The following is a 22,111-nucleotide window of genomic DNA, read 5'->3' as shown; positions in this document are numbered from 1 at the left end:
GCACTGCCGTGACCCCCGACCGGTCCCAGTTCCGGGAGGCGATGGCGCATCTCCCGGCGGCCGTCAATATTCTGACCACCGACGGCCCGAACGGCCGCTGTGGCATCACCGTCAGTGCGGTCTGCTCCGTGACCGACGATCCGCCGACCGTGCTGGTCTGCGTCAACCGCGGCAGCGCCATGCACGATGTGTTCCGGGCCAACGGAAGGGTCTGCGTCAATGTGCTCGGCGGCGCCCAGCAGGAACTGGCCCTGCACTTCGCCGGGGCCACGAAGGTGCCGATGGCCGAGCGCTTCACCTGGGACGTCTGGGACCGCGCCCACGACGTTCCGGTGCTGAAGGACGCCCTGGTGAGTGCCATCGGCACGATCACACACGCCGTCCCCATGGGCTCCCACAGTGTGCTCTTCGTCGACATCGAGCGAATCCGCACCCACTCGGGCGGGCAGAGCCTCGTCTACTTCAACCGCGCGTTCCACCGTCTCGACGCCACACCTCTGGTGCCGGAGGGCACCCGGTCCTGAACCGGGCGACCCGGGTACCGCGTGGGCCCGTCCGGCCAACGTGGCCGGACGGGCCACGGCGTCAGACGGTGGTCTTGGCCGTCGTGGCGCGCGACCGGGCGCGCGGGACGGCGGCCGCACGGGCGCGCAGCCGTTGCAGCGGGGTGGGCGGCAGTGCCCGCGCGGACCCTCGGGCGTAGTACCGCTCGACGTAGAACTGTCCCGCGCTCAGTACGGTGGTGACCGCGATGTACCAGAGGGTGGCCACCATGAGCAGCGGGATGACCTGGTAGGTCTGGTTGTAGACCAGCTGCACCGAGTACAGCAGGTCGTGCACGGCCAGCACGCTGACGATGCTGGTGCCCTTGAGCGTGCCGATCAGCATGTTTCCGGCCGTCGGCACGATGGAGCGCATCGCCTGCGGAATGACGATCCGGCGCAGGGTGCGCCATGTGCCGAGTCCGAGTGCCTGGGCGGCCTCGGTCTGGCCGGAGTCCACGGACAGGATGCCGCCGCGTATCACCTCGGTGGCATAGGCGGCCTCGTGCAGGGTCAGGCCGATGACGGCGGTGAGGGTGGGGCCGAGCAGGTTGACCGTCTTGACGGTGACGAACTGCGGGCCGAAGGGGATGCCGAGGCCCAGCGTCGGGTACAGAGCGCCGATGTTGAACCACAACAGCAGCTGCACCAGCAGCGGCGTGGAGCGGAAGATCCACACATAGCCCCAACTCAGCGTGGACAGCACCGGGTTGGTGGACAGCCGCATCACCGCCAGTGGGATGCCGAGCAGAAAACCGAGCACCATCACCGCGGCGGTCAGCCACAGGGTCAGCAGCAGTCCGTCGAGCACGGCGCTGGTGGTGAAGTACCGGCCCACCACATCCCACTGGAAAGCGTCATTGCGCACAACGGAATTGACCACCATCGCGAAGACCAGAAGCGCGGCGGTGGCGGTCAGCAGGCGGCCGATGCGTCGGCGCGGCACGATCCGCGGCAGGTCGCCGGGACCGGGGGCGCCCGTCTCGGGGCGCTTGTCGACGGGGGCGGGCACCGCGTCGGGGGTGGTGGTACGGGAAGGCGTGGCCATTCGGGAGGCTCTCCGGGTGAGGGGGCGGGCGTCGGCGACAGCCCGGTGGTGGCACACGCACACGGACACCTGAGAGGGCGGTACGCGGGTACGGTGCGGCCGGGCTCGGCGTCATCACGCTCACCGCGTCCCTCAACGCGGCCGGAAGGCCCTCCGCGCGCGGCGGGCCCATCCGCCGTCGATCGTACGTACCCGGGGCGTGGATCTGTCAAGAACACGTGGCAGCCGGGTCAACGCCGGTCCGGGATGCGGGCGGTGGTTGACGAGAAGCGTCGTGTACTGCCTAATTGCTCCCATGAATACCGAGCAGCGCCTGGTCACCCGTGGCCACATCGACTTCGGTCGGGTGTGGTCGGCCGCTTGTCGCGGCTGACTCGGCAGCGGGCTGTCTGACCGGCCCTTCCCTCCCTCGGTGACCCCGTCGCGGGCCGAGCTCTCTCGTCGTATCACCGCCGTACGCGGGCGCTGACCCGCGTTCGGACACGGCCCTGCGAGCGCCCGGACACACGCTGCCGCCACCCCTTCTCCCTACGCCCCCGCGTCGTCACGCCTGCTCCGACCCGTGGCATTTCCCCCCTGCCGTTCTGCTGTACGGCCATGCGAAGGGCCGTTCCGGCCTGTCCGCGTGCCGCCCCTCTGTCCTCCCGAAAGGCCATTCCCATGCCCGTGGAATTCCTCGGCATCGCCGCGACCCATGACGGGTCCGAGACCACCGCGCGCTCAGGTGGCGCGTTCGACAAGGAGTACACACTCCGGCTTGCCAGGGCCCACGAGGACCATGGCTGGGACCGGGTGCTGTTCGCCTACGGATCCGGATCGCCCGACCCCGCACCGGCCGCCGCGTACATCGCGAGCAGACTGGACCGGCTCCAGATCCTGCTCGCCCATCGGCCCAACGTCTCGTATCCGACCTTCGCCGCCAAGACCTTCGCCACCCTCGACCAGATCAGCGAGGGGCGGCTGACCGTGCACTTCATCACGGGCGGCAACGACCACGAGCAGGGCCGGGAGGGCGACACGCTCACCAAGGACCAGCGCTACGCCCGCACCCGCGAGTACATCCAGATCGTCAGGAAGATCTGGACCACCCACGAGCCCTTCGACCACGAGGGCGAGCACTACCGCTTCCATGACTTCGTCAGTGATGTGTTCCCGGCCCAACAGCCCCGCCCGGACATCTCGTTCGGCGGCTCGTCCCCCGCCGCGTACGCCGCGGGAGGCGCCGAGGCCGACATCTACTGCCTGTGGGGCGAGCCCCTGGAGAAGACCGCCGAGCAGATCGAGGCGGTGAAGGCCGCCGCGCAGGACGCGGGCCGTGCCGACATCCCGCGCATCCAGGTGGCGTTCCGCCCGATCATCGCCCCGACCGAGGAACTGGCCTGGGAGAAGGCCCGCCGTACGGTGGGCGCGATCGAGGCCCGCAAGGCGAGCGGCGAGTCGGTCACCAGGCGCCACACCGGACAGGCACACCCGCAGAACTCCGGCTCCCAGCGGCTGCTCGCGATCGCCGAGGCGGGGGAGCGCTACGACCGCGCGCTGTGGACACCGACCGCCGCGGCGACCGGTGGGGCGGGCAACTCCAACGCCCTGGTCGGCACCCCCGAGACGGTCGCCCAGGCCCTCCTCGACTACTACGACCTCGGCGTGGACATCCTCTCCGCCCGCGGCTACGACCTGCTGGGCGACGCCATCGACTTCGGCCGGCACGTGATCCCGATCGTCCGTGAGGAGGTCGCCAAGCGTGATGCCGAACGTGATGCCGAGCGTGCGGCGCGTGGCGAGCGGACCCCGGCCGCCGTCCGTGGCTGACCTCCGTCACACAGCCACCCAGGTATTCCCATCGCCGCCACCACGGCGCGGAACGGAAAGGCCCCCAGCCGTGAACCACTCCGGGACCAGAACCCGGCCGCGCATCGCCGCGCTGACGCTGCTGTCACTCCTGGCGCTGACCGCCTGCGGCGGCTCCGGCGGCACGGACGGCACAGCACCGGCGGGAGCCCAGGCCTCTCCCGCGCCGACCGACGACCCGGTCGCCACCGTACGGAAGGTGGCCTCCGCCGCCGCCCTGCTGCCCGCCGACGTCGCCAGGTCCGGCACCCTGAGGATGGGCAGCTCGATCGGGGCCCCGCCGGGCGCGTACTACCCGAACGGCCCGGACAAGAAGCCCGCGGGCCAGGACATCGACATCGCCGACGCGGTGGCCAAGGTGCTCGGCCTCAGGCTGGATCGCCAGGACGCCTCGTTCGAGACGATCCTGCCCGCCCTCGGCAGCGGCAAGTTCGACGTCGGCACCGGCAACTTCGGCGTGACCGCCGAGCGTCTGAAGACCATCGACTTCGTCACCTACATCAACGACGGCCAGGGCTTCGCGGTCAAGAAGGGCGGCACGGCGCTCCGCCGGAAGGTCACCGATCTGACCGAGCTGTGCGGGCTGACCATCGGCACCGGCGCCGGCACCACCTTCGAGGCGACCCTCACCCGGCAGAAGGGGGTGTGCGCCAAGGCCGGGAAGAAGCCGTACGACGTGAAGGTCTACGCGGAGAACGGAGCCGTCCTCACGGCCCTGCAGCAGGGCCGCATCGACGTCGTCATGTCCACCATCAACGGACTGCGCCACCAAGCGGCCCAGTCCGCCGCCCGCACCTCCTTCCTCGGCGAGTACCACCGCCTCGACGTCGGTTTCGCCTTCAAGAAGGGCTCTTCGCTCACCCGCGCCTTCCAGGCCGCGGTCAACGAGTTGATCGAGAACGGCGTGTACGCCCGGATCCTGAAGAAGTGGGGCACCGGCGCCTCGGCGATCGACACGTCGCGGATCAACCCGGCCGAGCACACCTGAGCTCACGTCACCTGGTCGCCGCGTCCCAGGAAGCGGAAGGTGTTCCCGTGCGCCTGGAACAGGAAGTACCCCGCGCCCCGCTCCACGGCCTGGGTGCCGTCGGTGGTGAAGCGGAGGGTTTTGGCGAGCCCCCGGTAGGTGATGTGGAGCAGGCGCTGGGCCACGGCCCCGGGCTCGATGCCGGGCGTGCCGCCCAGCTCCTCCAGGGCGCGTGCGACCAGCCCCACGGCGTCGTAGGCCTCCGGGGACCAGCGCCCGGGCGCCGTGCCGTACCTCGCGCGGTAGGCGGTCCCGAAGGTGCGGGACACGCTGCCGGGGTCGGTGAACGGGGTGCCGAAAAGCCAGCCCTGGCCCGCGGTTCCGGCCTGCTGGAGGAAGCCCGGGCGCATGAGGTGCCAGGTGCCCAGGCGCGGTCCGGTGAAGCCCGCGTCGGCGAGCGCGCGGGCGCAGCGTGCGGCGCGCTCGGGCGATATGCCGCTGAAGACGACGGCCTGTGCCTCGGCGGCGAGGGCGGCTTGGACGGCGGGAGCGAAGTCGTCGCTGTCGGCCGCCACGGCGTGGACGCTGGTCGTGCCCTCATGGGGCGGCGTCCGCGAGAGCCAGTTGGTGAGAGCCGATCCCGTCGGGCCCGCCGCCCGGTCGTCGATGACGGCGGTGCGGTCGACCGGTCGTACGGAGTTCAGATACGAGGTCAGCGGCAACGCCAGGAAGGACTCGGGCCCCCGGGTGACGCGCAGGGGGCGCGGATTCGACGGCGTGAGACTGCCCTCGTCGAGGGAGATCAGCACCATGGCCGTGCGGGCGCCCTGGTAGAGCGGTCCGGCGGCGTCCGCCGCGGTGGCCGTACTGGGGCCGAGGACAGCGCTCACCTCGGCCTTGGTGAAACGCCGGGCCGCCTGCTCGGCGCGCACCGCCTCGCCCCGGTCGTCGAAGGTGTCGAGGGCGAGGCGGAACGTGATGCCCGCGCGCGCGTTGTGCCGCTCCACGGCGAGCCGCGCCCCGCGCTCCTGCGCCACGCCGTCCGCCTTGTCCCGGCCGCTGAGGTCGGCCTGGAAGCCGAGGGTGTGCACGGGAAGGGCGCCGCCCGAGCCGCCGCCGCCCCGTCGCCCGGCCGTCAGATAGGCGGTGGCCCCGCCGCCGACGGCGACCACGGACGCCGCCGCGCTCCCCATCAGCAGCACGCGCCGCCGGGTCGGCGGCCGGGCGTCCCGCGCGGGCGCCGGGTCGGCGGCCGGGTCGTCGCCCGTCGGCTGCCGTGCGGAGCGCCTGGGAGTGGGCATGTCCAGCGCTTGTGCGGAGCGTTCGGCGACCACGCGGAGGACCGCGGGCGGCAGCCAGTGCCGCGCCTGGGCCTCGGGACTCTCCCGCGCGAGGGGGATCCGCGGGTCACGGAGCGCCGTGGCGACGTGGGCGGCCGTCGGCCGGTCGGTCGGGTCCTTGGCCAGGCACGCCCCGATCAGAGCCCGCAGCTCGCCGGGGACCGCTGCCAGGTCCGGCTCCTCGTGCACCGTACGGAAGAGGACGCCCGCCGCGTATCCGGTGCCGAACGGGCGCCGGCCCGTGGCCGTGTAGGCCAGGACGCAGCCCAGCGCGAAGACGTCGCTGGGCGGGCCGACCTCCCCGGCGCGGGCCTGTGCCTGTTCCGGCGCGAGGAAGCCGGGCGTGCCGACGACGGCGTCGGGTGCGGTGAGCGCGGTGGCGCCCGTGGCGTGGGCGATGCCGAAGTCGATGAGGCGGGGGCCGTCCAGGGCGAGCAGGACATTGCCGGGCTTGACGTCGCGGTGCACCACTCCCGCCGCGTGTACGGTGGCCAGCGCGTCGGCCAGCCGGAATCCCAGGGTCCGTACGGCGGCGACGGGCAGCGCGCCGAAACCGTCGACCGCCTCGGCCAGCGAGGGGCCGGGGACGAACTCCGTGGCCAGCCAGGGCTCCCGGGCCTCCGTGTCGGCGGCCACGACCGGCACCATCCCGTGCCCGGTCAGGCCGCGGACCGCCGTCACCTCGCGCCGGAACCGGGCGCGGAAGGCCGAGTCCGCCGCGTGTTCGGCGCGGATCGTCTTGAGCGCGACGAGCGCCCCGCCCGCCGTACGGGCGAGGTAGACGACGCCCATGCCGCCCGCGCCGAGCCGGGCCAGCAGCCGGTGCCCGCCGATGTCCTCCGGGTCGTCGGCGGTCAGGGGCCGCATCAGAAGTCGACCTTGCCCGCGTAGGAGTACCGTCCGCCCTTCACCTCATAGCGGAAGGCCTCGTACCCCTTGAGCCACGACCGGTTCTTCTCGTCGAACGCGTACGTACGGACGAGCCCTTTGTACGTGCCCTTCGCCAGCAGGTCGTACAGCCTCTTCCTGGAGGGGCGGCCGCCGGCCTCGGCGAGGCGGGTGATGACCATGCGCGCCACGTCGTACGCCTCGGCCGCCCAGTACGGGGGCGCGGAGCCGTAGCGCTTCCGGTAGGCGGTGGCGAAGGCGCGGACGGGGGCGGCCGACGGGTCGATGTACGGGGCGAAGATCTGCCAGCCGTCGGCGGCGGTGCCCGCGGCGGTCAGGAACTCCGGGCCGGCGGCCGGATAGCCGAGCACGCGCGGGCCGTTGAAGTCCGTCCGCGCGAGGGCCCGTGCCACGGCCGCCGCGCGGGCGGGAGTGCCCAGGTAGACGAAGCCGTCCGGCTTGTGCGCGACCATCTCGGCGGCCACCGCCGTGAGGTCCTCGGCCAGCCGCGGTACGACGCGCGGTTCGCCGGCGATCTTGAGGACACCGAGGTTCTGGAACATCGTGCGGCCGAGCTGCCAGGCCGGGATGCCGCCGTCGCGGTCGATCAGCACGGCCACGCGCCGTACGCCCTGGGTCCGCAGGGAGAAGGCGGCCGTGGCGGGCAGGCTCGTGTAGCCGGGAACGGCCTGGAGGAAGTGGCGGGGCTCGGAGACGCCGTACACGGACTGCGCGGAGGAGGCCGTGAGCTGGGGGACGAGCTGTTCGTCATAGCTGTCGAGGCTCGCCCCGGTGGTCTCGTCACCGGTCGAGCCGATCACGGCGAGCAGGTCGCGGTCGGTGGCGAGGGCGCGGGCCACCTTGGCGGCGCGCGTAGCGTCGCCCCGGTCGTCGGCCGTCTTGAGGGTGAGCGTGAAGGGTTTGTCCTCGCGGGAGTTGAACTGCTCGACGGCCAGCCGGATGCCACGCTCCTGGGCCTGTCCGAGCGTCTTCTGCGGGCCCGTCAGATCGGCCTGGACACCGAGAATCCAGCGGCGCGCCCGGGACGAGGCGCCCGCCGCGGTGCCGTCGTCGCGCCGGGCGGCCCAGAGGGCCGCACCGCCCCCGGCCGCGACCAGGGCCGCGCCGCCGAGCAGCAGGAAGCGGCGACGGCCGGAGGGACCCGTCGTCACCGTTGTGTCCGCCGGACCGTCCGCCGGCTGCCCGTCCTCCGCCCCCGCGTCGAGGCTCGTCGCCTCGATGTCCGGGAGGGCGAGCATCGCGGCGGAGCGGTCCGCGATGAGGCGTACGACGGTGTCGGGCAGCCAGTCGACGCTGTCCTGGGGCGTGTCCTCGACCAGTGTCTCGTCCACCTCGCGGGCGGTGGGCCGGGCGGCCGGATCCTTGGCGAGACAGCGCTCCAGGAGGTCGCGCGTGTCGTCGGGGACACCGTCGAGGTGGGGCTCGTCGTGCACGGTGCGGTAGAGGAGTGCGTCCACGGCACCGGTGCCGAAGGGCGGGCGGCCGGTGGCGGCGTAGGAGAGGAGACAGCCGAGGGCGAAGACATCACTGGCGGGCGAGGCGGGCCGCGCCAGTGCCTGTTCCGGGGCGAGGAAGCCGGGGGTGCCGATGACCATGTCGGCCGAGGTGAGCGCCGTCTCCTCGGTGGCCCGGGCGATGCCGAAGTCGATGAGGCGGGGGCCGTCGACGGCGATCAGCACATTGCCGGGCTTGACGTCGCGGTGCACCAGTCCCGCGTCGTGTACGGCCGTCAGGGCGCGGGCCAGCATCCGGCCGAGGATGCGCACACCGCGCGGTGGCAGCGGACCGCAGGTGGCGACGGCCTCGGCGAGCGAGGGCCCGGCGACGAAGGCGGTGGCGAGCCAGGGCGCGGGCGCGTCCGGGTCGGCGCCGGTGACCGGCACGGCCCAGGGGCTGTCCACGCGCCGGGCGGCGGCGACCTCACGGCGGAAGCGGGCGCGGAACTCGGGCTGGTCGGCGTACTCGGGAAGGATCACCTTGACGGCGGCCAGCTCCCCCGACTCGGCACGGCCGAGATAGACGACACCCATGCCGCCGGCGCCGAGCCGGGCGAGCAGCCGGTGCCCGCCGATGCGGGCCGGGTCGGAGGCGGTGAGCTTGTCGGTCATCGGCGGTCGCCCTTCGTACTGCCGCCGGGCTTCGGCGTGTCCCGCTCGATCGCGGCCCTGAGGCGGGCGCGCATACCGGCGTGCGGATCCCGCAGCCGCTCGAACAGGTCCGCCCGGGACCAGCCCTTGGAGCCCTTGGCGGAGACGGCGAGGGTGAACTGACCGATCCGGGTCTGCCCCCACAGGTACTCGTGGGGGCCGCCGACTTCGGCGCTCGTGTAGCTGCCGAGTTCGGTGAGCACGTCATCGGCGTACGCGTTCCCGGAGTCGCCCCAGGAGTTCGGGACATCGTTCAGCGAGGTGATCATCTCGTCCGAGCGCAGCCGCTGCCCCGGGCAGCGCATCATCTCCTCCAGGACCTCGGCGTTCTCCCAGTCGGCCTGCTCGGCATCGTGGTGCACCGTGACGACGGCGCTCAGCCGGAGCGGGCCCTTGGCGCCGCTCGCCGGGATCTCGTAGGAGCGGGTCGAGGTCGCGAGGACGTCCTTCGGGAGCGCCCGCTGGTGCCAGACACAGTCGTCACCGAGGACCGGCCAGCGCCGCGGGTCGCTCTCGTACGGGGTCCGGGGGACGGCGCCGGGGCCGAAGTCGGAGGGGGCCGCGATGACGTCCCGGATCAGGGCGGCGGCCTGGGCCTTCGTCGTCGGCAGTGCGGCGGGATCGACGTCCACGACGGCGGTCGCCGACGGGCCGGTGGACCTCGTGGCACCGGCCTTCTTCGCAGCCCTCGGCTCGGACGGCTCGCCGTCTCCGCCGGAGGTGCAGCCCAGCAGCGCCGAACCGCACACCACGACGGCGCAGCCGAAGCGCACCGCATCCCTGATCACGACCACAGGCCCCCCTGACATCACCGGCTCACGATGCGTCCGTCGTGATGCTAAGCGGTAACCGGCGTGGCATGACAGGCAGTTACCGATCATGTGGCACGGCCGTACCCCACCCGTCACACACCTGGCACCGTGCCGGCCCGCACCTGCAGCACCACCTTTCCCCAGGGGTGTCCGGTTTCGACCGCTCGGAGGGCGGACGGGGCCTCGGCGAAGGGGAAGATCTCCCGGACGTGGGGATGGAGCCGGCCGTCCCGGACCCGGCGGGCGAGCTCGACGAGGGTCTCCGCCCGGTTGCCGCGGGACAGCGACCGGGCGCCGAAGCGGGCCGCGGTGTCCGGCCCGGCGACGGTGAGGACACGGCAGTCGGGGGACATCAGGCCGGAGACCGTGTCCAGGGCGTCGCCGCCCACCAGGTCCAGCACGGCGTCGGCCCCGTTCGGCAGCGCGGCGGCCAGCCGGTCCGCGCTGTAATCGCCGTCGTACGGAACGGGCGTGGCGCCCAGGGACGCCACGAACTCCCGTTTCGCGCCGGACGCGGTTCCGACCACCGACACCCCCTTGGACACGGCGAGTTGGGCCGCCGCCACCCCCACCCCGCCGCCGATGCCCAGGATCAGCAGGGTCTCCCCGGCGGTCATGCCGAGCCCGCGCACGGAGTCGTACGCGGTCCCCGCCGCCACGGGGAGGGCCGCCGCATCGGTGAAGGACAGCCCCTCCGGCTTCGGGATCGTGAAGTCGGCGGTCAGGACGGCATGGGCCGCGTAGCCGCCGCAGCCGCGCGCACTGCTGCCGAACACCGCCTCCCCGACGGCGAACCCCGCAACTCCCGGGCCGAGTTCCACCACCACCCCGGCCGCCTCGCGCCCGAACACCGCCGGGAGGTCGAGCGGAAGGAACGAGCGGTGCATTCCCTCGCGCACCTTCCAGTCGACCGGATTGACCCCCGCCGCATGGACCTCGATCAGCACTTCACCCGGCCCGGGGGAGGGGAGCGGAAGGTCCAGGAAGCGCTCCACATCGGGGCCGCCGTAGGCCGTGAATCCGTAGGCGTGTGTCACGGTCGTCATTCCGCCCCCACGGACTTGAGGTTCCGGCGCTGTTCCCGGCGTTCCCGCTGGCGTGCCGGGTCCGGTACGGGGGCGGCGAGCATGAGCCGCCGCGTATAGGGGTCGCGCGGGGCGCTGGTCACGGCCGTGGCCTCGCCCGTCTCCACGATCCGGCCGCCGCACATCACGGCCACGCGATGGCTGACACACCGCACCACCGACAGATCGTGGGTGATGAACAGATAGGCGACCCCCGTGCGCTCCTGGATCTCCACGAACAGTTCCAGGACCCGCGCCTGGGTGGACAGGTCCAGCGCGCTGACCGGTTCGTCGCACACGATCAGCCGCGGGTCGCGGCACAGGGCCCGCGCGATCGCCACGCGCTGGCGCTGACCGCCGGAGAACTCCCGTGGCAGCCGGTGTGCGGCGTCGGCCGGCAGCCGCACCTGGCCGAGCAGTCCGCGGACCCGCTCCTCGGCCGCGGCGCGGGAGGTGCCCGAGACCAGCAGGGGCTCGGTGAGGATGTCGCCCACGGTCATCGCCGGGTTCAGCGAGGTGTACGGGTCCTGGAAGACGACCTGGATCTCGGCGCTCAGCGCCCGCCGCTCGCGCGCGCTCAGCCGTGAGATCACCCGGCCCGCATAGCGGATCTCACCCTCGGCCACCGGGGCGAGTCCGAGCACCGCACGCCCGAGCGTCGTCTTGCCCGAGCCGGATTCGCCGACCAGCCCGACCGTCTCGCCGGGCCGGATGTCCAGGGAGACGCCGTGCAGAGCCCGGAACGGCTGCCCGCGCCGGCTCTTGGCGGCGTACTCCACCACCACGCCGTCGACGTCGAGCATGGTGCCGGGGGTCGGTGCCGGTGTGGGTGTCGTGCTCATACCGTCTCCTGGAGGGGGCCGCCCGTCGCGGGGATGCGCAGGGGGGCGCGGGGCGGGGCGTCCTCCAGCGTCGAGTCCAGCAGCATGCGGGTGTACTCGTGCCGCGGCTCGGCGAACAGCTGCCCGGCCGGGGCGGTTTCGACGACCTGACCGGTGCGCATGACGACCACGCGGTCGCAGATGTCCGCGACCACCCCGAAGTTGTGCGTCACCAGAATGAGCCCCATCTCCCGCTCCCGCTGCAACTCCCGCAGCAGATCGAGGACTTCGGCCTGGACGGTGACATCCAGCGCCGTGGTGGGCTCGTCCGCGATCAGCAGCTCGGGGTCGCAGGAGACGGCGCCCGCGATGAGCACCCGCTGCGCCATGCCGCCGGAGATCTGGTGCGGATAGGCGTGGTAGACGCGCTCCGGCTCGGCGATGCCGACCCGTTCCAGCAGCGCCAGGGCCTTCTCCCGGGCCTCCCGCGCGGTCAGCTTCAGATGCGCCCGCATCGGGTCGGTGAGCTGGGTGCCGATGCGGAAGGCCGGGTCGAGGTTGGACATCGGCTCCTGGGGGACGTAGGCGATGCGGCAGCCGCGCAGCGCGTTCCGCTCCTTGCGGCCGAGCCCCCGCAGATCGCGGCCGTCGAAGCTGAGCCGGCCGGCCTCGCCGCGGCCCTCCGGGGGCAGCAGCCCGAGGATGGCGAACGCCGTCTGGCTCTTGCCGGAGCCCGACTCGCCCACCAGGCCGACCACTTCACCGCGGCGCACGGTGAGCGACACCCCGTCCACCACGGTGCGCTCGCCGTCCCGGGTGGCATAGGTGACCCGCAGGTCCTCGACGACGAGAAGGCTGTCGTCGGCCGCCGCGGGTGTGCTCGCCGGGGCCGACACGGTGCGCGGGCGCCGCCGGGTCGCCCGGCCGGGCGTGTCCAGGAGCGCGTCGCGCAGGGCGTTGGCGAGCAGGCCGAGCGTCGCCACGGTGAGCACGATCGTCAGACCGGGGGCCACCAGCAGGGAGGGCTTGGTGTAGAGATTGGCGAACGCCTCGTTGAGCATCGCGCCCCAGCTGGCCTGCCCGGCCGAGCCGAGGCCGAGGAATTCGATGCCCGCCTGGATGACGACGGCCACGCCGAACATCTGCGCCGACTGGATGATGGTGGGTGCCTGCACCACCGGCAGGATGTGCCGGCGCACGATTCGGGCGTCGCCGAGTCCGCTGACGCGGGCGGCGTCGACGTACAGCTCCTCGCGGACCGAGGTGACGGAGGCCCGGACGAGGCGGAAGACACCGGGGGCCAGGATGAGGCCGAGCACCGCCATCGTCGCGTTGGTGTCGGGGCCGATCGCGGCGATGGAGACCAGCAGCACCATGATGGCGGGCGCGGCCATGAGGAGACTCGCCACCCAGCTCACGACGGCGTCGAGCCGGCCCCGGTAGTAGCCGGCGAGCAGCCCGGCCGGAACACCGATCAGCAGGGCGACCGCCACGGCGATGAACCCGCCCAGCAGGCTGACCCGGCCGCCGTACAGCAGCCGTGCGAGCACATCCCGTCCGACGCTGTCGGCGCCGAGGAGGTGGCCGCCGCCGGGCGGGGCGAAGGCGTCGTCCAGGGTGGCGCGGGTGGGACTGGCCGAGGTGAGCAGGGGCGCGAACACACTGGCCGCGACGATGAGCGCCAGCAAGGCCAGGCACACCACCGCCACTCGGTTGCGCAGCAGTCGGCTCAGCGGACGGCCGCGTCGGCGGGCGGTGCCCGGGGCGGAGTCGGGTGTGCCGCGGGTGTCGCGGCGTTCGGTATGCGTCATCGGACACGCACCTTCGGATTGAGCCAGCCGTAGGCGAGGTCCACCAGCAGGTTGACCGCCACGACGATGAGGACGAGATAGACCACGACACCCATGACCAGCGGCGTGTCGCCGTTGACGGTCGCCGTCACCGCGGCGGAGCCCACTCCGGGAAGTCCGAAGACCTTCTCGATGACGACGGCGCCGCCGACCAGGGAGATGAACTGCAGGGAGAGCACGGTCAGCGCCGGGGGTGCCGCGTTGCGCAGCACGTGCCGGAAGAGCACCCGCCGCTCGCTCATCCCCCGGCTGCGCAGGGTGCGCACGAAGTCCTGGCGCAGTACGTCGATGACCGAGCCGCGCACCTGCTGGGCGGTGGCGGCGATGGCGCCGATGGCGAGCGAGATGGCCGGGAGGGTGATGGACTGGAGCCAGCCGGAGGGGGAGTCGGCCAGCGGTACGTAGCCGGTCGCCGGGAGCCAGCGCAGCTGGACGGCGAGGGTGGCGGAGAGCATCAGCGCCATCAGGAAGCTCGGCACCGCGTAGCCGACGATCGCGGTCGCCTGCACCACGCGGTCGAGCCAGCCGCGCCGTACGGCGGCGGCGACACCGAGCACCACACTGAGGACGGTGGCCAGCAGAAGTCCGGCGACCACGATGGACAGGGACACCGGTGCCTTGAGCACCAGGCTTTCGGAGACGGAGTCACCGCCGAACCAGGAGGTCCCGAAGTCGCCCCGGACGGCGTGGCCCAGCCACTGTGCGTACTGCTCGATCCATGGCCGGTCCAGCCCCAACTCATGTTTCTTCACGGCGATTTGTGCTGGCGTCGCCAAATTGCCGGCGATGTTGCGCGCGGCGTCGGACCCGGTGAGGCTCATCATCGCGAACGCCGTCGTCGCGAGCACATAGAGGAGTACCAGGCCGGCCGCGACGCGGCGCACGAGAAAGGTCAGCATCGCGTTCTCTCCTTCTGCGTCGGCGGATGCGGGATCTGTCTGCGGGCGGGGCGGGGCGGTGTGCGGTCCGCCCCGCCGTCGCGTCAGCCGGCGGGGGCCATGTCGTAGATCGGTACCGCCGAGACAAAGGCCCGCGGCGTCACCTTGATCTTCTTGGAGTTGCCCTGGACGGCGTCCAGCACGTCCCAGGGCGCGTTGAAGGCGTGGTCCTGCAGATAGGCGTTGATCTCGCGGAACGCGGCGGTCTGCGCCGCGCCCTGGGCCCTCTGCGCCTTGTCGATCATGGAGTTGAGTTTCGGGTCGAAGTCCTTGGCGGGGTTCCAGGCGGCGCCCTTGGCCAGTTCGGACTGGATGAAGTCCCACGGCTGGCCGGACTGCAGCTTGAACCACGACATCGCGTACTCGCCGGACTGGAGGGCCGTGAACAGCCGGGTGAACGGGATCTTGTCCACCTTGACCTTGATGCCGATGTCCTCCAGCGCCTGGGTCATCACCACCTGCTGGCCCGGCGCGACGGAGGAGACATCGGGCATGGTGACGGTGAAACCGTGGGGATAGCCCGCCTCGGCGAGCAGCTTCCTGGCCTTGGCCGGGTCGTAGGTGTAGTTGCTCTCGAGGGATGTGTCGTACCAGGTGCTGCCGGCGGTCGCCATCTGTGAAGTGGCCGTGGCGTAGCCGAGGTTGAGCTTCTCGACGATCGACTCCCGGTCGAAGGCGTGGTTCAGCGCCTGGCGCACCTTCACCTTGCCCAGGGCCGGCACGATCCTCCCGGTGCGGTCCCAGATGTACAGGCCCTCGACGCTGTCGGCGTGGCCCTGCACCTCAAGGCCCCGGCTCTTGGCGTGCTGGGCGGTCTGCGGGGTGATCCGGGCCCAGTCGACCTGCCCGCCGAGCAGCGCGTTGAGGCGCGCGGTGGGGTCGCTGATGTTCTTGATGACGATCTTGTCGAAGGGGTATGCCTTCGGATTCCAGTAGTGCGGGTTGCGGGTGAAGGCATAGGTGCTGCCGTTGGTCGTGGCGCCCTTGTCCAGGACGTAGGGGCCCGAGCCGACCGGACCGCCCTTCGCCGCCAGGTCCTCGGGACTGGCGATCATGCCGGAGGGGTCGCCGAGGTTCACCACGAGCTGGGGGTCGGGCGCCGACAGATGAATGGCCACGGTCCGCGGGTCCACGGCCGCCACCGAGTCGATGGCGCGCAGTTTGCCGGCCGCCTCGTTGGTGCCCTCCTTGTTGTGGAGCAGGCTCTTGCGCACCGCGGTCGCGTCGAGTGCCCTACCGTCGGTGAACCGCACGTCCTTCCTGAGCTTCATGGTCAGCACGGTGCGGGTGCTGTCGTAGGACCAGGAGGTCGCCAGGTTCGGCCGGGGACGGGCCTTGGTGTCCAGCCGGACCAGCGAGTCGAAGACGGGCTCGTAGTACTGGATGTTGTCGCCCAGGGCCGCGGAAGCCAGGTCCCAGCCGGTGTGGGCGTTGCCGATGGACAGCGTCAGGGTGTCGTCTCCGGTGGCGGACGCCGTGGTGCCGGCGCCACCATTGCACGCCGGCACGGCCACGAGGGCGAGGGCCACCCCTGCCATGACCATTCTTCGCATGTCGTCCTTCTGTTCTCGGGTGGTGCGCTCAGTGCTGCCGCTTGGCCCACTCGCCGCAGAGCCGGACGCTCTCCTCGGGCGTGGCCTGGGCGCCGCGGTCGACCTCGATCACCAGCCAGCCGTCGAAGGCGGCGGGCAGTGCGGCCAGGGTGGCGGGGATGTCGACCGAGGCGTGGCCGGGCTCGGCCCACAGACCGGCCAGCACGGTCTGCTGGTAGGTCCATCCCTCGGCGCGGCCACGTTCGGCGATGTCGGCGTGGAAGTCCTTGATGTGCAGGGCGGCGACCCGGTCGGCGTAGTCGCGGATGAGGCCGATGACATCGGCGCCGGCCCAGCCGAGGTGGCCGATGTCCGGGCCGAAGGAGAGGACGTCGGCGTCCACGCCGTCGAGGATGAAGCGGGTCTCCTCCTCGGTTTCCGCCCAGGTGCCGATGTGCGGGTGGAACGCGGCGGTTACGCCGTTGGCCCTGGTGGTCGCGCCCATGCGGGCGAACACCTCGCGCACCCGCTCCAGCCGTTCGGGAGTGGCCTCGGCGCCCACGGCGGGGCGGTGCACCCGGGGGGCCTGCTTGTTCATCCCGGTGGCCACGAAGACGGTGGACAGGCCCAGTTCGGCCATCTGGGTGCTGACGCGGTCGGTCTTGTCGAGCAGTTCGCGCAGGCTGCTCTCGTCCTCGGGGAGGGGGCCCGAGATATAGCCCGGGGCGGGCGCCAGGCCGTGCTCGCCGAGCAGCCGGCCGTATTCGGCCGCGGACATCTCGGCGGGCACGTCCGCGTGGACGGCGGCGATACCGGCCTCGTGGATGGCCTTGAGGCGCTCGGGCAGGGCCGGTGCCAGAGCGGGGTCGATCCAGCCGTCGTCGGTGGCGATCCACTGCAGGGGGTTGATCGCGATCCGGTCGTGGCGGATGGTCATGAGGGTCCTCTCTCGGGGTTCGGGTGGGGTGGGGCGGGCGGGTGTCAGACGGTGAAGAGGGCCTGGGGGCGCTCGCATGAACTGGTCAGCGTCACGGACCGGCCCTGCTGGGCGGAGCCCTCCAACGAGCAGAGGGCCTCCAGGACATGGAAGGCGAAGGCGGCGTTGGCACGGTGCGGTCCGCCCTCGACGGCGTTGGCGAGATCGCGGACGCCGAGCCCGCGGCGGGCCTGCTCGCGCGTCCCGACGGCGCCGAAGAGTTCCAGGGCCGGTTCCAGGACGGTCCATTCGCCGTCACCGTGCCGCCGGACCCGCACATCGCCGTCGAAGTGGTTCGGATTGGCCAGCGACAGGGTGCCCTCGCTGCCGTAGATCTCGATGTAGGGCAGGTCGCTGTCCCAGACGTCGAAACTCATCTGGGTCGTGGCGATGACACCGGAGGCGAAGGTGAGCACGGCGCCGGTGTGGGTGGGGATGGTGACGTCGATGGTCTCGACGGTCCGTTCGGGTGCGGTGACCGTGCGCCGGGGCACGCCTATGCGGCCGGCCGCGGAGATGGTGGCGACGGGGCCGAGGCAGTTGACGAGGATGGCCAGGTAGTACGGACCCATGTCCATCACGGGGCCGCCTCCCGGCTGGAACAGGAAGGCCGGGTTGGGGTGCCAGGTCTCGGCCTTGCTGTGCCCGATGAAGGCGGAGGCGCCGATCGGCGTGCCGATCGAGCCCGCGTCGATCGCCTTGCGGGCCGTCTGGGCGGCGCTGCCGAGGAAGGTGTCCGGCGCCGATCCGAGGACGCGCCCGGTGCGGGCGGCCGCCGCGAGGACGGCTTCGCCGTCGGTGACCGTGGTGGCCAACGGCTTCTCGACGTAGACGTGTTTGCCCGCTTCCAGGGCCGTGATGACGGTGCGGGCGTGGTGGACCGGCGGCGTCAGGTTGATGACGATGTCCACCGAGTCGTCGGCGTACAGCTCCGCGTCGTCACCCCAGGCGGGGATGGCATGCTCGGCGGCCGCCTGCTTCGCTCGTGCCACATCGATGTCGCCCACCCGCACGATCTCCAGCTCCGGGTAGCGGGCGAGGCCGGTCACATACCGGCCGAAGATGTTGCCGCTGCCCAGGATGCCGATGCGATGGGTCTCTTTGGCCATGGCCGGGGTTCCTCTCCCAGGGAGTGATGCGTGGGGTGTTCAGGTATGCGAGTGATCGACACTTCTGTGTGGAGTGTCGGTGTCTCGCCGGGTTGGCGAGTATTCAAGGGCCCCGGCGGCGCCGGGACGAGGTGAACAGTCCGCTCAGTGGAACGCGGGCCGATGTGTTTTCCGTGGTGCTCAAGATGCGTTGTGGCGGGTCACGCGCGAGAAAAGGGCAGGCCACGGCAGTGTGCGCGGGTCGCGTACGGCCGCGGCAGGGGTGTCGCGGCGGCGGTCCGCGCCTCGTGGAGCGGTCCACCGCCGTTGACTTCGGGAACGGGGGTTGCTAGGGGACGGCCCTCTTCTGACGGTTGGGTGGGGCGTGTTCGCCTCGACCCACACCTTCGTTTAGTTCGGTTACCGCGAACAAGAGGCAGTTGTTAATTTTCCTTGCAAACTAATAACGTCTTAAAGGAAGGCTGGTCGCCGGTGATCCACGGCGGCTAGGTTGAGGAAATGCGTGAAGATGACGGTCGTTCCGCCGACCGGGCGCTGCTGCCCGCGGTCCCCGTCGGACTGCGCAGAGTGCTGGATCTCGTGGTGGCCGGTGAGGCGACGAACCGGGCCGAGATCGCGCGGCGCAGCGGTCTGGCCCGCTCCACCGTCGGCCAGCAGGTGGACCAACTCCTCGGCCGAGACATCCTGCAGGAGCTGGAATCCGGCGAATCGGTGCGCGGGCGGCCCCCGCGGCTGCTGGCGCTGAGCCCGCGGGCGGGCACCATCGCCGTCGCCGACGTCGACAGCCTGGAGACGAGGATCGCGATCGCCGATCTCGGCGGACGCATCCTCGCGCGGGACACGGTGCTCGTGCGGATCGACGCGGGGCCGGAAACGGTCCTGGAGCTGGTGTGCGACCGGCTGTTCGCCCTGCTGGAGCGGTCCGGGTGCGACCCCGGCCGGGTCCGCCAGGTGGTGATGGGGCTGCCCGCCCCGGTGGACCCGTCGCGCGGCTCCCCGCTCCGGCCCAACGGCATGCCCGGCTGGGACGGTTTCCCGGTCGCCGAACGGCTGCGGACCCGGTTCCGCGCCCCCGCCCAGGTCGACAACGACGCGAACCTCATGGCCCTCGGTGAGGCCGTGCACGCCCGGGCCGAAACCCCGGTGCTCTGCCTCAAGATCGCCACCGGGATCGGGGCGGGGCTCGCCACCGCGGACGGCCGGATCTACCGCGGCGCGGACGGCGCGGCCGGCGATGTCGGCCACATCCGGTCCCTCGGCGGCGGCACCGCCCTGTGCACCTGCGGCAACGTCGGCTGTGTGCGCGCCATCGCCTCGCACCGCGCCGTACTGCGGAGCCTGGGCATCCCCGAGTCCACCGAGGAGGACCCGCTGCACGGGGTCCACGAACTCGCGGAGCGCGTCGCCGACAACGACCCGCCCGCCGTCCGGGCCCTGCGGCAGGCGGCCACCGAGATCGGCGAACTCGCCGCCATGCTCGTCTACATGTTCAATCCGCGCACCCTCGTCCTCGGCGGGCCGCTCAGCGAACTCCGCGACGACCTGCTCTCCGGGGTGCGGGCCGTGGTGTACCAGCGCGCCCTGCCGCTGGCCACGCGGAAGCTGACCATCACCACCACACAGCTCGGCGCCGCCTCGGCCCTGCACGGCGCGGTGGCCCTCGCCACCGGGGACGTCTTCAGCGAACGCGGGATAGCCCGGCTGCTCGTCGACTGAGGGCTACGGGCTGGGGGCACGGACCGGGGCTGCGGACTGACGGCTACGGCTCGGCGCGGTATGCCTCGATCACCGAGAGACGGGTGGTGACGGCCTCCGAGGCGGTCCGCAGCGCCGCCAGCGTACGGGGCACGTTCTGGCGTGCCGAGGGGGCGACCACCGACAGCGCGCCCAGGTAGGCGCCGTCCCGCGGTCCGCGCACGGGCACGGCCACGGCGGAATAGCCGAGCCGGTGCTCCTCGCGGTCGGTGGCGTAGCCCTGCTCCTGGATGCGCACGAGCTCCCCCGGGAGCCGGTCGGCGGTGAGGGTGCGGGCGGTCATCCGGCGCATATGGGGGGTCAGCCGCGCCAGCGGGTACTGCTCGGGCAGCAGGGCCAGGGTGAGCTTTCCCGGGGCCGTGCTGTGCAGTTGGAGCAGCCGTCCGCCGATCGAGGCACCGGCCCGGTTGCGGTGGCGGCCCGCGTTGTCGATGCACAGCAGCTCGCTGCCGTTCGGCACGGACAGGCTCACCGGGCTGTCGAGGGCCTGCGCGAGGTTCTCCAGGGCCGGCCGCGCCGCGTGGCGCAGGGTGCGCTGCCGGGGTGCGCGCAGGCCGATCGAGTACAGCAGGAGGCCGAGCCGGTAGTCCGAGCCGTCCCGCTCCAGCATTTCGCAGGCGACGAGCTCCTGGCAGAGCCGGTGCACCGTGGCCTTGGCGACCCCGGTGCGTGCCGTGAGTTCCGTGAGGCTGAGGGCGAGGTCGCCGTCGCCGAAGGCGGACAGGATGAGCCCGACCTTGCCGAGGACGGACCTGGGGGACCGCCCGTCCGGCCGGGCTTCCTCGCCGTTGCCACGAGGTACCGCTGCAGTCGTCACGACATGCCCTCCTCGCCCGCTGGTGCCTGACCAGGGACACCATTAGTTCTGAGGATGGACAATATAGAGATTATTTTGCCTGGTAGGAATGGTGTGAGTGGTCGGAATCCGGCGCGGGCCACCGGCTGGAGCGCCATGTCCGGTGCGCTCAGCCGCCCCCCACCAGGGCGGTATCGGCGCCCAGCGGGCCGACCGCCCCGGCGCCACCGGGAGTGCCCAGTGGGGCGTCCCGGCCGGGCAGGACCTCCTCGAAGAACCGCCGGTTGTCCGCGCGGTGCTCCGGATCCGCCTTCCGGTCCACCGTGATCGCCTGCTCCGGGCAGGCGACCTCGCAGGCGCCGCAGTCGATGCACTCCACCGGGTTGATGTAGAGCTTGCGCTCGCCCTCGTAGATGCAGTCGACCGGGCACTCCTCCATGCAGGACCGATCCATGATGTCAACGCAGGACGCGCCGATGACGTAGGCCATGTCAGTTCTCCTTCTCGGTGGAATGCCCGGGGAACAGCGCCGCCTCCGGGTCGATGACCGTGGCGGCGTTGTTGACGGCCGTGGCGGCCTCGCCGAAGCCGACGGAGATCAGGCGCACCTTGCCCGGGTAGTCGGTGATGTCGCCGGCCGCGAAGACGCGGGGGAGATTGGTGGCCATGTGGGTGTCCACGGCGATCCGGCGTGCCTCCAGGGTGAGGCCCCAGTCCCGCAGCGGGCCGAGGTCGGCGATGAAGCCGAGGGCCGCCACCACGGTCTGCGCGGGGAGGCGCGTGGTGTCCTTCGTGACGCGGTGGCGGATCTCGACCTCCTCCAGCAGCGCGCCGCCGTACAGGCCGCTGACCTCGGAGTCCGTGAGGATCTCGATGCCCAGTGCCCGGACCTTCTCCACCGACGCGCGGTGGGCGCGGAACCGCGCGGTGCGGTGTACCAGCCGGACCGAGCGCGCCATGGGGGCCAGCAGGGCCGCCCAGTCGAAGGCACTGTCGCCACCGCCGACGACCACCACGTCATGGCCGGCGTGGGCGGTGGGGTCGGGCACGAAGTACACCTGGCCGCGGCCGAGGAAATCCTCCCCGGCCGGCAGCGGGCGGGGAGTGAAGGTCCCCACGCCCCCGGTGATCACTACCGCCCCGGCCCGTACGGTCGTCCCCCGGTCGCTGCGGACCACGGGCCGGCCGTCGTCGTAGGACAGCTCCGTCGCGCGGTGGCCGAGGAGGTAGCGGGTGCCGTGTGTCTCCGCCTGCGCGACCAGGTTGTCGACCAGGTCGCGGCCGCGGACCGAGGCGAATCCGGCGATGTCGAAGATCGGTTTCTCCGGGTACATCGCGCTGATCTGGCCGCCGCGCTGGGGCAGCACATCCATCACGGCGACACGCAGCCCGCGGAAGCCCGCGCAGTAGGCGCCGTACAGGCCCGACGGGCCGGCGCCGATGATCAGGATGTCCGTCTCGACCACCGCCGCGTCCTCCGCGGCGACCGGCTCAACGTTGAGAACGCTCATGGAAAGGGAGCGTAGGCAGGGCCGGATCACGGTCCAATGGAATCGGTCCGCCTGCCGGGACAGGGTGCGGAACCGGTGGCGCCGGGGCACCGCGGCCCGGACACGCGGGAGCGGTGGAACCCAAGGCCCCCCGTCGGCCTTGGGTT

The 22,111-nt window shown here is 72.0% G+C and carries 18 protein-coding genes; 4 read left to right on the top strand and 14 right to left on the bottom strand.

The window, feature by feature from the left end:
• The first annotated feature begins 8 nt into the window (after positions 1 to 8).
• The gene (locus tag J8403_RS02605; protein WP_246585653.1) at positions 9 to 524 is read left to right on the top strand and encodes a flavin reductase; all 516 of its coding nucleotides are present in this window, start codon (positions 9 to 11) and stop codon (positions 522 to 524) included.
• 61 nt (positions 525 to 585) lie between these two features.
• Here J8403_RS02605 and J8403_RS02600 read toward each other — a convergent pair whose 3' ends face one another.
• Positions 586 to 1,590, bottom strand: a complete 1,005-nt coding sequence (locus J8403_RS02600) for an amino acid ABC transporter permease (protein ID WP_211121646.1) — start codon at positions 1,588 to 1,590, stop codon at positions 586 to 588.
• A 660-nt stretch (positions 1,591 to 2,250) separates the two neighbouring features.
• Here J8403_RS02600 and J8403_RS02595 point away from each other — a divergent pair.
• Both J8403_RS02595 and J8403_RS02590 read left to right on the top strand, forming a co-directional pair.
• Entirely contained in the window at positions 2,251 to 3,399 is a 1,149-nt protein-coding gene (locus J8403_RS02595) for an LLM class flavin-dependent oxidoreductase (RefSeq protein WP_211121645.1), read from the top strand.
• A 70-nt stretch (positions 3,400 to 3,469) separates the two neighbouring features.
• A complete protein-coding gene (locus J8403_RS02590; protein ID WP_211121644.1) occupies positions 3,470 to 4,426 on the top strand; it encodes an ABC transporter substrate-binding protein in 957 nt (318 codons plus the stop codon).
• Positions 4,427 to 4,428: 2 nt separating this feature from the next.
• Here the strand turns inward: J8403_RS02590 and J8403_RS02585 are convergent, their stop codons facing one another.
• The 10 genes from J8403_RS02585 to J8403_RS02540 form a co-directional block, all read right to left on the bottom strand.
• Positions 4,429 to 6,612, bottom strand: coding sequence for a bifunctional serine/threonine-protein kinase/ABC transporter substrate-binding protein (locus J8403_RS02585; RefSeq protein ID WP_211121643.1), 2,184 nt, complete (start codon positions 6,610 to 6,612; stop codon positions 4,429 to 4,431).
• Positions 6,612 to 8,762 carry a bifunctional serine/threonine-protein kinase/ABC transporter substrate-binding protein gene (locus J8403_RS02580; RefSeq protein WP_211121642.1) on the bottom strand — a complete coding sequence of 717 codons (2,151 nt, stop codon included), beginning with the start codon at positions 8,760 to 8,762 and terminating at the stop codon, positions 6,612 to 6,614. The genes J8403_RS02585 and J8403_RS02580 overlap by 1 nt, the downstream gene beginning before the upstream one ends.
• The gene (locus J8403_RS02575; RefSeq protein ID WP_246585652.1) at positions 8,759 to 9,589 is read right to left on the bottom strand and encodes a hypothetical protein; all 831 of its coding nucleotides are present in this window, start codon (positions 9,587 to 9,589) and stop codon (positions 8,759 to 8,761) included. The genes J8403_RS02580 and J8403_RS02575 overlap by 4 nt, the downstream gene beginning before the upstream one ends.
• A gap of 116 nt (positions 9,590 to 9,705) precedes the next feature.
• Complete coding sequence (locus tag J8403_RS02570; protein WP_211121641.1) at positions 9,706 to 10,659, bottom strand: NADP-dependent oxidoreductase; 954 nt, start codon at positions 10,657 to 10,659, stop codon at positions 9,706 to 9,708.
• Positions 10,656 to 11,519 (bottom strand): ABC transporter ATP-binding protein, encoded by an 864-nt coding sequence (locus J8403_RS02565; protein WP_211121640.1) that lies wholly within the window; start codon positions 11,517 to 11,519, stop codon positions 10,656 to 10,658. The genes J8403_RS02570 and J8403_RS02565 overlap by 4 nt, the downstream gene beginning before the upstream one ends.
• The gene (locus J8403_RS02560) at positions 11,516 to 13,309 is read right to left on the bottom strand and encodes a dipeptide/oligopeptide/nickel ABC transporter permease/ATP-binding protein (RefSeq protein WP_211121639.1); all 1,794 of its coding nucleotides are present in this window, start codon (positions 13,307 to 13,309) and stop codon (positions 11,516 to 11,518) included. The genes J8403_RS02565 and J8403_RS02560 overlap by 4 nt, the downstream gene beginning before the upstream one ends.
• The gene (locus J8403_RS02555) at positions 13,306 to 14,247 is read right to left on the bottom strand and encodes an ABC transporter permease (protein ID WP_211121638.1); all 942 of its coding nucleotides are present in this window, start codon (positions 14,245 to 14,247) and stop codon (positions 13,306 to 13,308) included. Before J8403_RS02555 ends, J8403_RS02560 begins: the two co-directional genes overlap by 4 nt.
• An 83-nt stretch (positions 14,248 to 14,330) precedes the next feature.
• A complete protein-coding gene (locus J8403_RS02550) occupies positions 14,331 to 15,839 on the bottom strand; it encodes an ABC transporter substrate-binding protein (RefSeq protein WP_211121637.1) in 1,509 nt (502 codons plus the stop codon).
• A gap of 28 nt (positions 15,840 to 15,867) precedes the next feature.
• Positions 15,868 to 16,755 carry a sugar phosphate isomerase/epimerase family protein gene (locus J8403_RS02545; protein WP_211121636.1) on the bottom strand — a complete coding sequence of 296 codons (888 nt, stop codon included), beginning with the start codon at positions 16,753 to 16,755 and terminating at the stop codon, positions 15,868 to 15,870.
• 44 nt (positions 16,756 to 16,799) lie between these two features.
• A complete protein-coding gene (locus J8403_RS02540; protein WP_211121635.1) occupies positions 16,800 to 17,903 on the bottom strand; it encodes a Gfo/Idh/MocA family protein in 1,104 nt (367 codons plus the stop codon).
• A gap of 498 nt (positions 17,904 to 18,401) precedes the next feature.
• Here J8403_RS02540 and J8403_RS02535 point away from each other — a divergent pair, with 498 nt between their 5' ends.
• Complete coding sequence (locus tag J8403_RS02535; RefSeq protein ID WP_211121634.1) at positions 18,402 to 19,619, top strand: ROK family protein; 1,218 nt, start codon at positions 18,402 to 18,404, stop codon at positions 19,617 to 19,619.
• A 43-nt stretch (positions 19,620 to 19,662) separates the two neighbouring features.
• Here the strand turns inward: J8403_RS02535 and J8403_RS02530 are convergent, their stop codons facing one another.
• The 3 genes from J8403_RS02530 to J8403_RS02520 form a co-directional block, all read right to left on the bottom strand.
• Positions 19,663 to 20,475 (bottom strand): IclR family transcriptional regulator, encoded by an 813-nt coding sequence (locus J8403_RS02530; RefSeq protein ID WP_211121633.1) that lies wholly within the window; start codon positions 20,473 to 20,475, stop codon positions 19,663 to 19,665.
• A 148-nt stretch (positions 20,476 to 20,623) separates the two neighbouring features.
• Positions 20,624 to 20,944, bottom strand: a complete 321-nt coding sequence (locus J8403_RS02525; protein ID WP_211121632.1) for a ferredoxin family protein — start codon at positions 20,942 to 20,944, stop codon at positions 20,624 to 20,626.
• 1 nt (position 20,945) lies between these two features.
• Positions 20,946 to 21,965: an NAD(P)/FAD-dependent oxidoreductase gene (locus J8403_RS02520; RefSeq protein WP_211121631.1), complete on the bottom strand. Its 1,020-nt coding sequence runs from the start codon at positions 21,963 to 21,965 to the stop codon at positions 20,946 to 20,948.
• Positions 21,966 to 22,111: the final 146 nt, after the last annotated feature.

Source organism: Streptomyces yatensis (assembly GCF_018069625.1).
In the GTDB taxonomy this organism is placed as follows: domain Bacteria; phylum Actinomycetota; class Actinomycetes; order Streptomycetales; family Streptomycetaceae; genus Streptomyces; species Streptomyces yatensis.
Note: the sequence above shows the minus strand (reverse complement) of the source record. Positions and strands in the feature narration are given on the sequence as shown.

Bases quoted from the DNA above. Each gene is read 5' to 3' on its own strand.
- J8403_RS02600 (WP_211121646.1), bottom strand. From the start codon at position 1,590: ATGGCCACGCCTTCCCGTACCACCACCCCCGACGCGGTGCCCGCCCCC.
- J8403_RS02545 (WP_211121636.1), bottom strand. From the start codon at position 16,755: ATGACCATCCGCCACGACCGGATCGCGATCAACCCCCTGCAGTGGATC.
- J8403_RS02550 (WP_211121637.1), bottom strand. From the start codon at position 15,839: ATGCGAAGAATGGTCATGGCAGGGGTGGCCCTCGCCCTCGTGGCCGTG.
- J8403_RS02570 (WP_211121641.1), bottom strand. From the start codon at position 10,659: ATGACGACCGTGACACACGCCTACGGATTCACGGCCTACGGCGGCCCC.
- J8403_RS02580 (WP_211121642.1), bottom strand. From the start codon at position 8,762: ATGACCGACAAGCTCACCGCCTCCGACCCGGCCCGCATCGGCGGGCAC.
- J8403_RS02540 (WP_211121635.1), bottom strand. From the start codon at position 17,903: ATGGCCAAAGAGACCCATCGCATCGGCATCCTGGGCAGCGGCAACATC.
- J8403_RS02565 (WP_211121640.1), bottom strand. From the start codon at position 11,519: ATGAGCACGACACCCACACCGGCACCGACCCCCGGCACCATGCTCGAC.
- J8403_RS02525 (WP_211121632.1), bottom strand. From the start codon at position 20,944: ATGGCCTACGTCATCGGCGCGTCCTGCGTTGACATCATGGATCGGTCC.
- J8403_RS02560 (WP_211121639.1), bottom strand. From the start codon at position 13,309: ATGACGCATACCGAACGCCGCGACACCCGCGGCACACCCGACTCCGCC.
- J8403_RS02535 (WP_211121634.1), top strand. From the start codon at position 18,402: ATGCGTGAAGATGACGGTCGTTCCGCCGACCGGGCGCTGCTGCCCGCG.
- J8403_RS02555 (WP_211121638.1), bottom strand. From the start codon at position 14,247: ATGCTGACCTTTCTCGTGCGCCGCGTCGCGGCCGGCCTGGTACTCCTC.
- J8403_RS02595 (WP_211121645.1), top strand. From the start codon at position 2,251: ATGCCCGTGGAATTCCTCGGCATCGCCGCGACCCATGACGGGTCCGAG.
- J8403_RS02585 (WP_211121643.1), bottom strand. From the start codon at position 6,612: ATGCGGCCCCTGACCGCCGACGACCCGGAGGACATCGGCGGGCACCGG.
- J8403_RS02520 (WP_211121631.1), bottom strand. From the start codon at position 21,965: ATGAGCGTTCTCAACGTTGAGCCGGTCGCCGCGGAGGACGCGGCGGTG.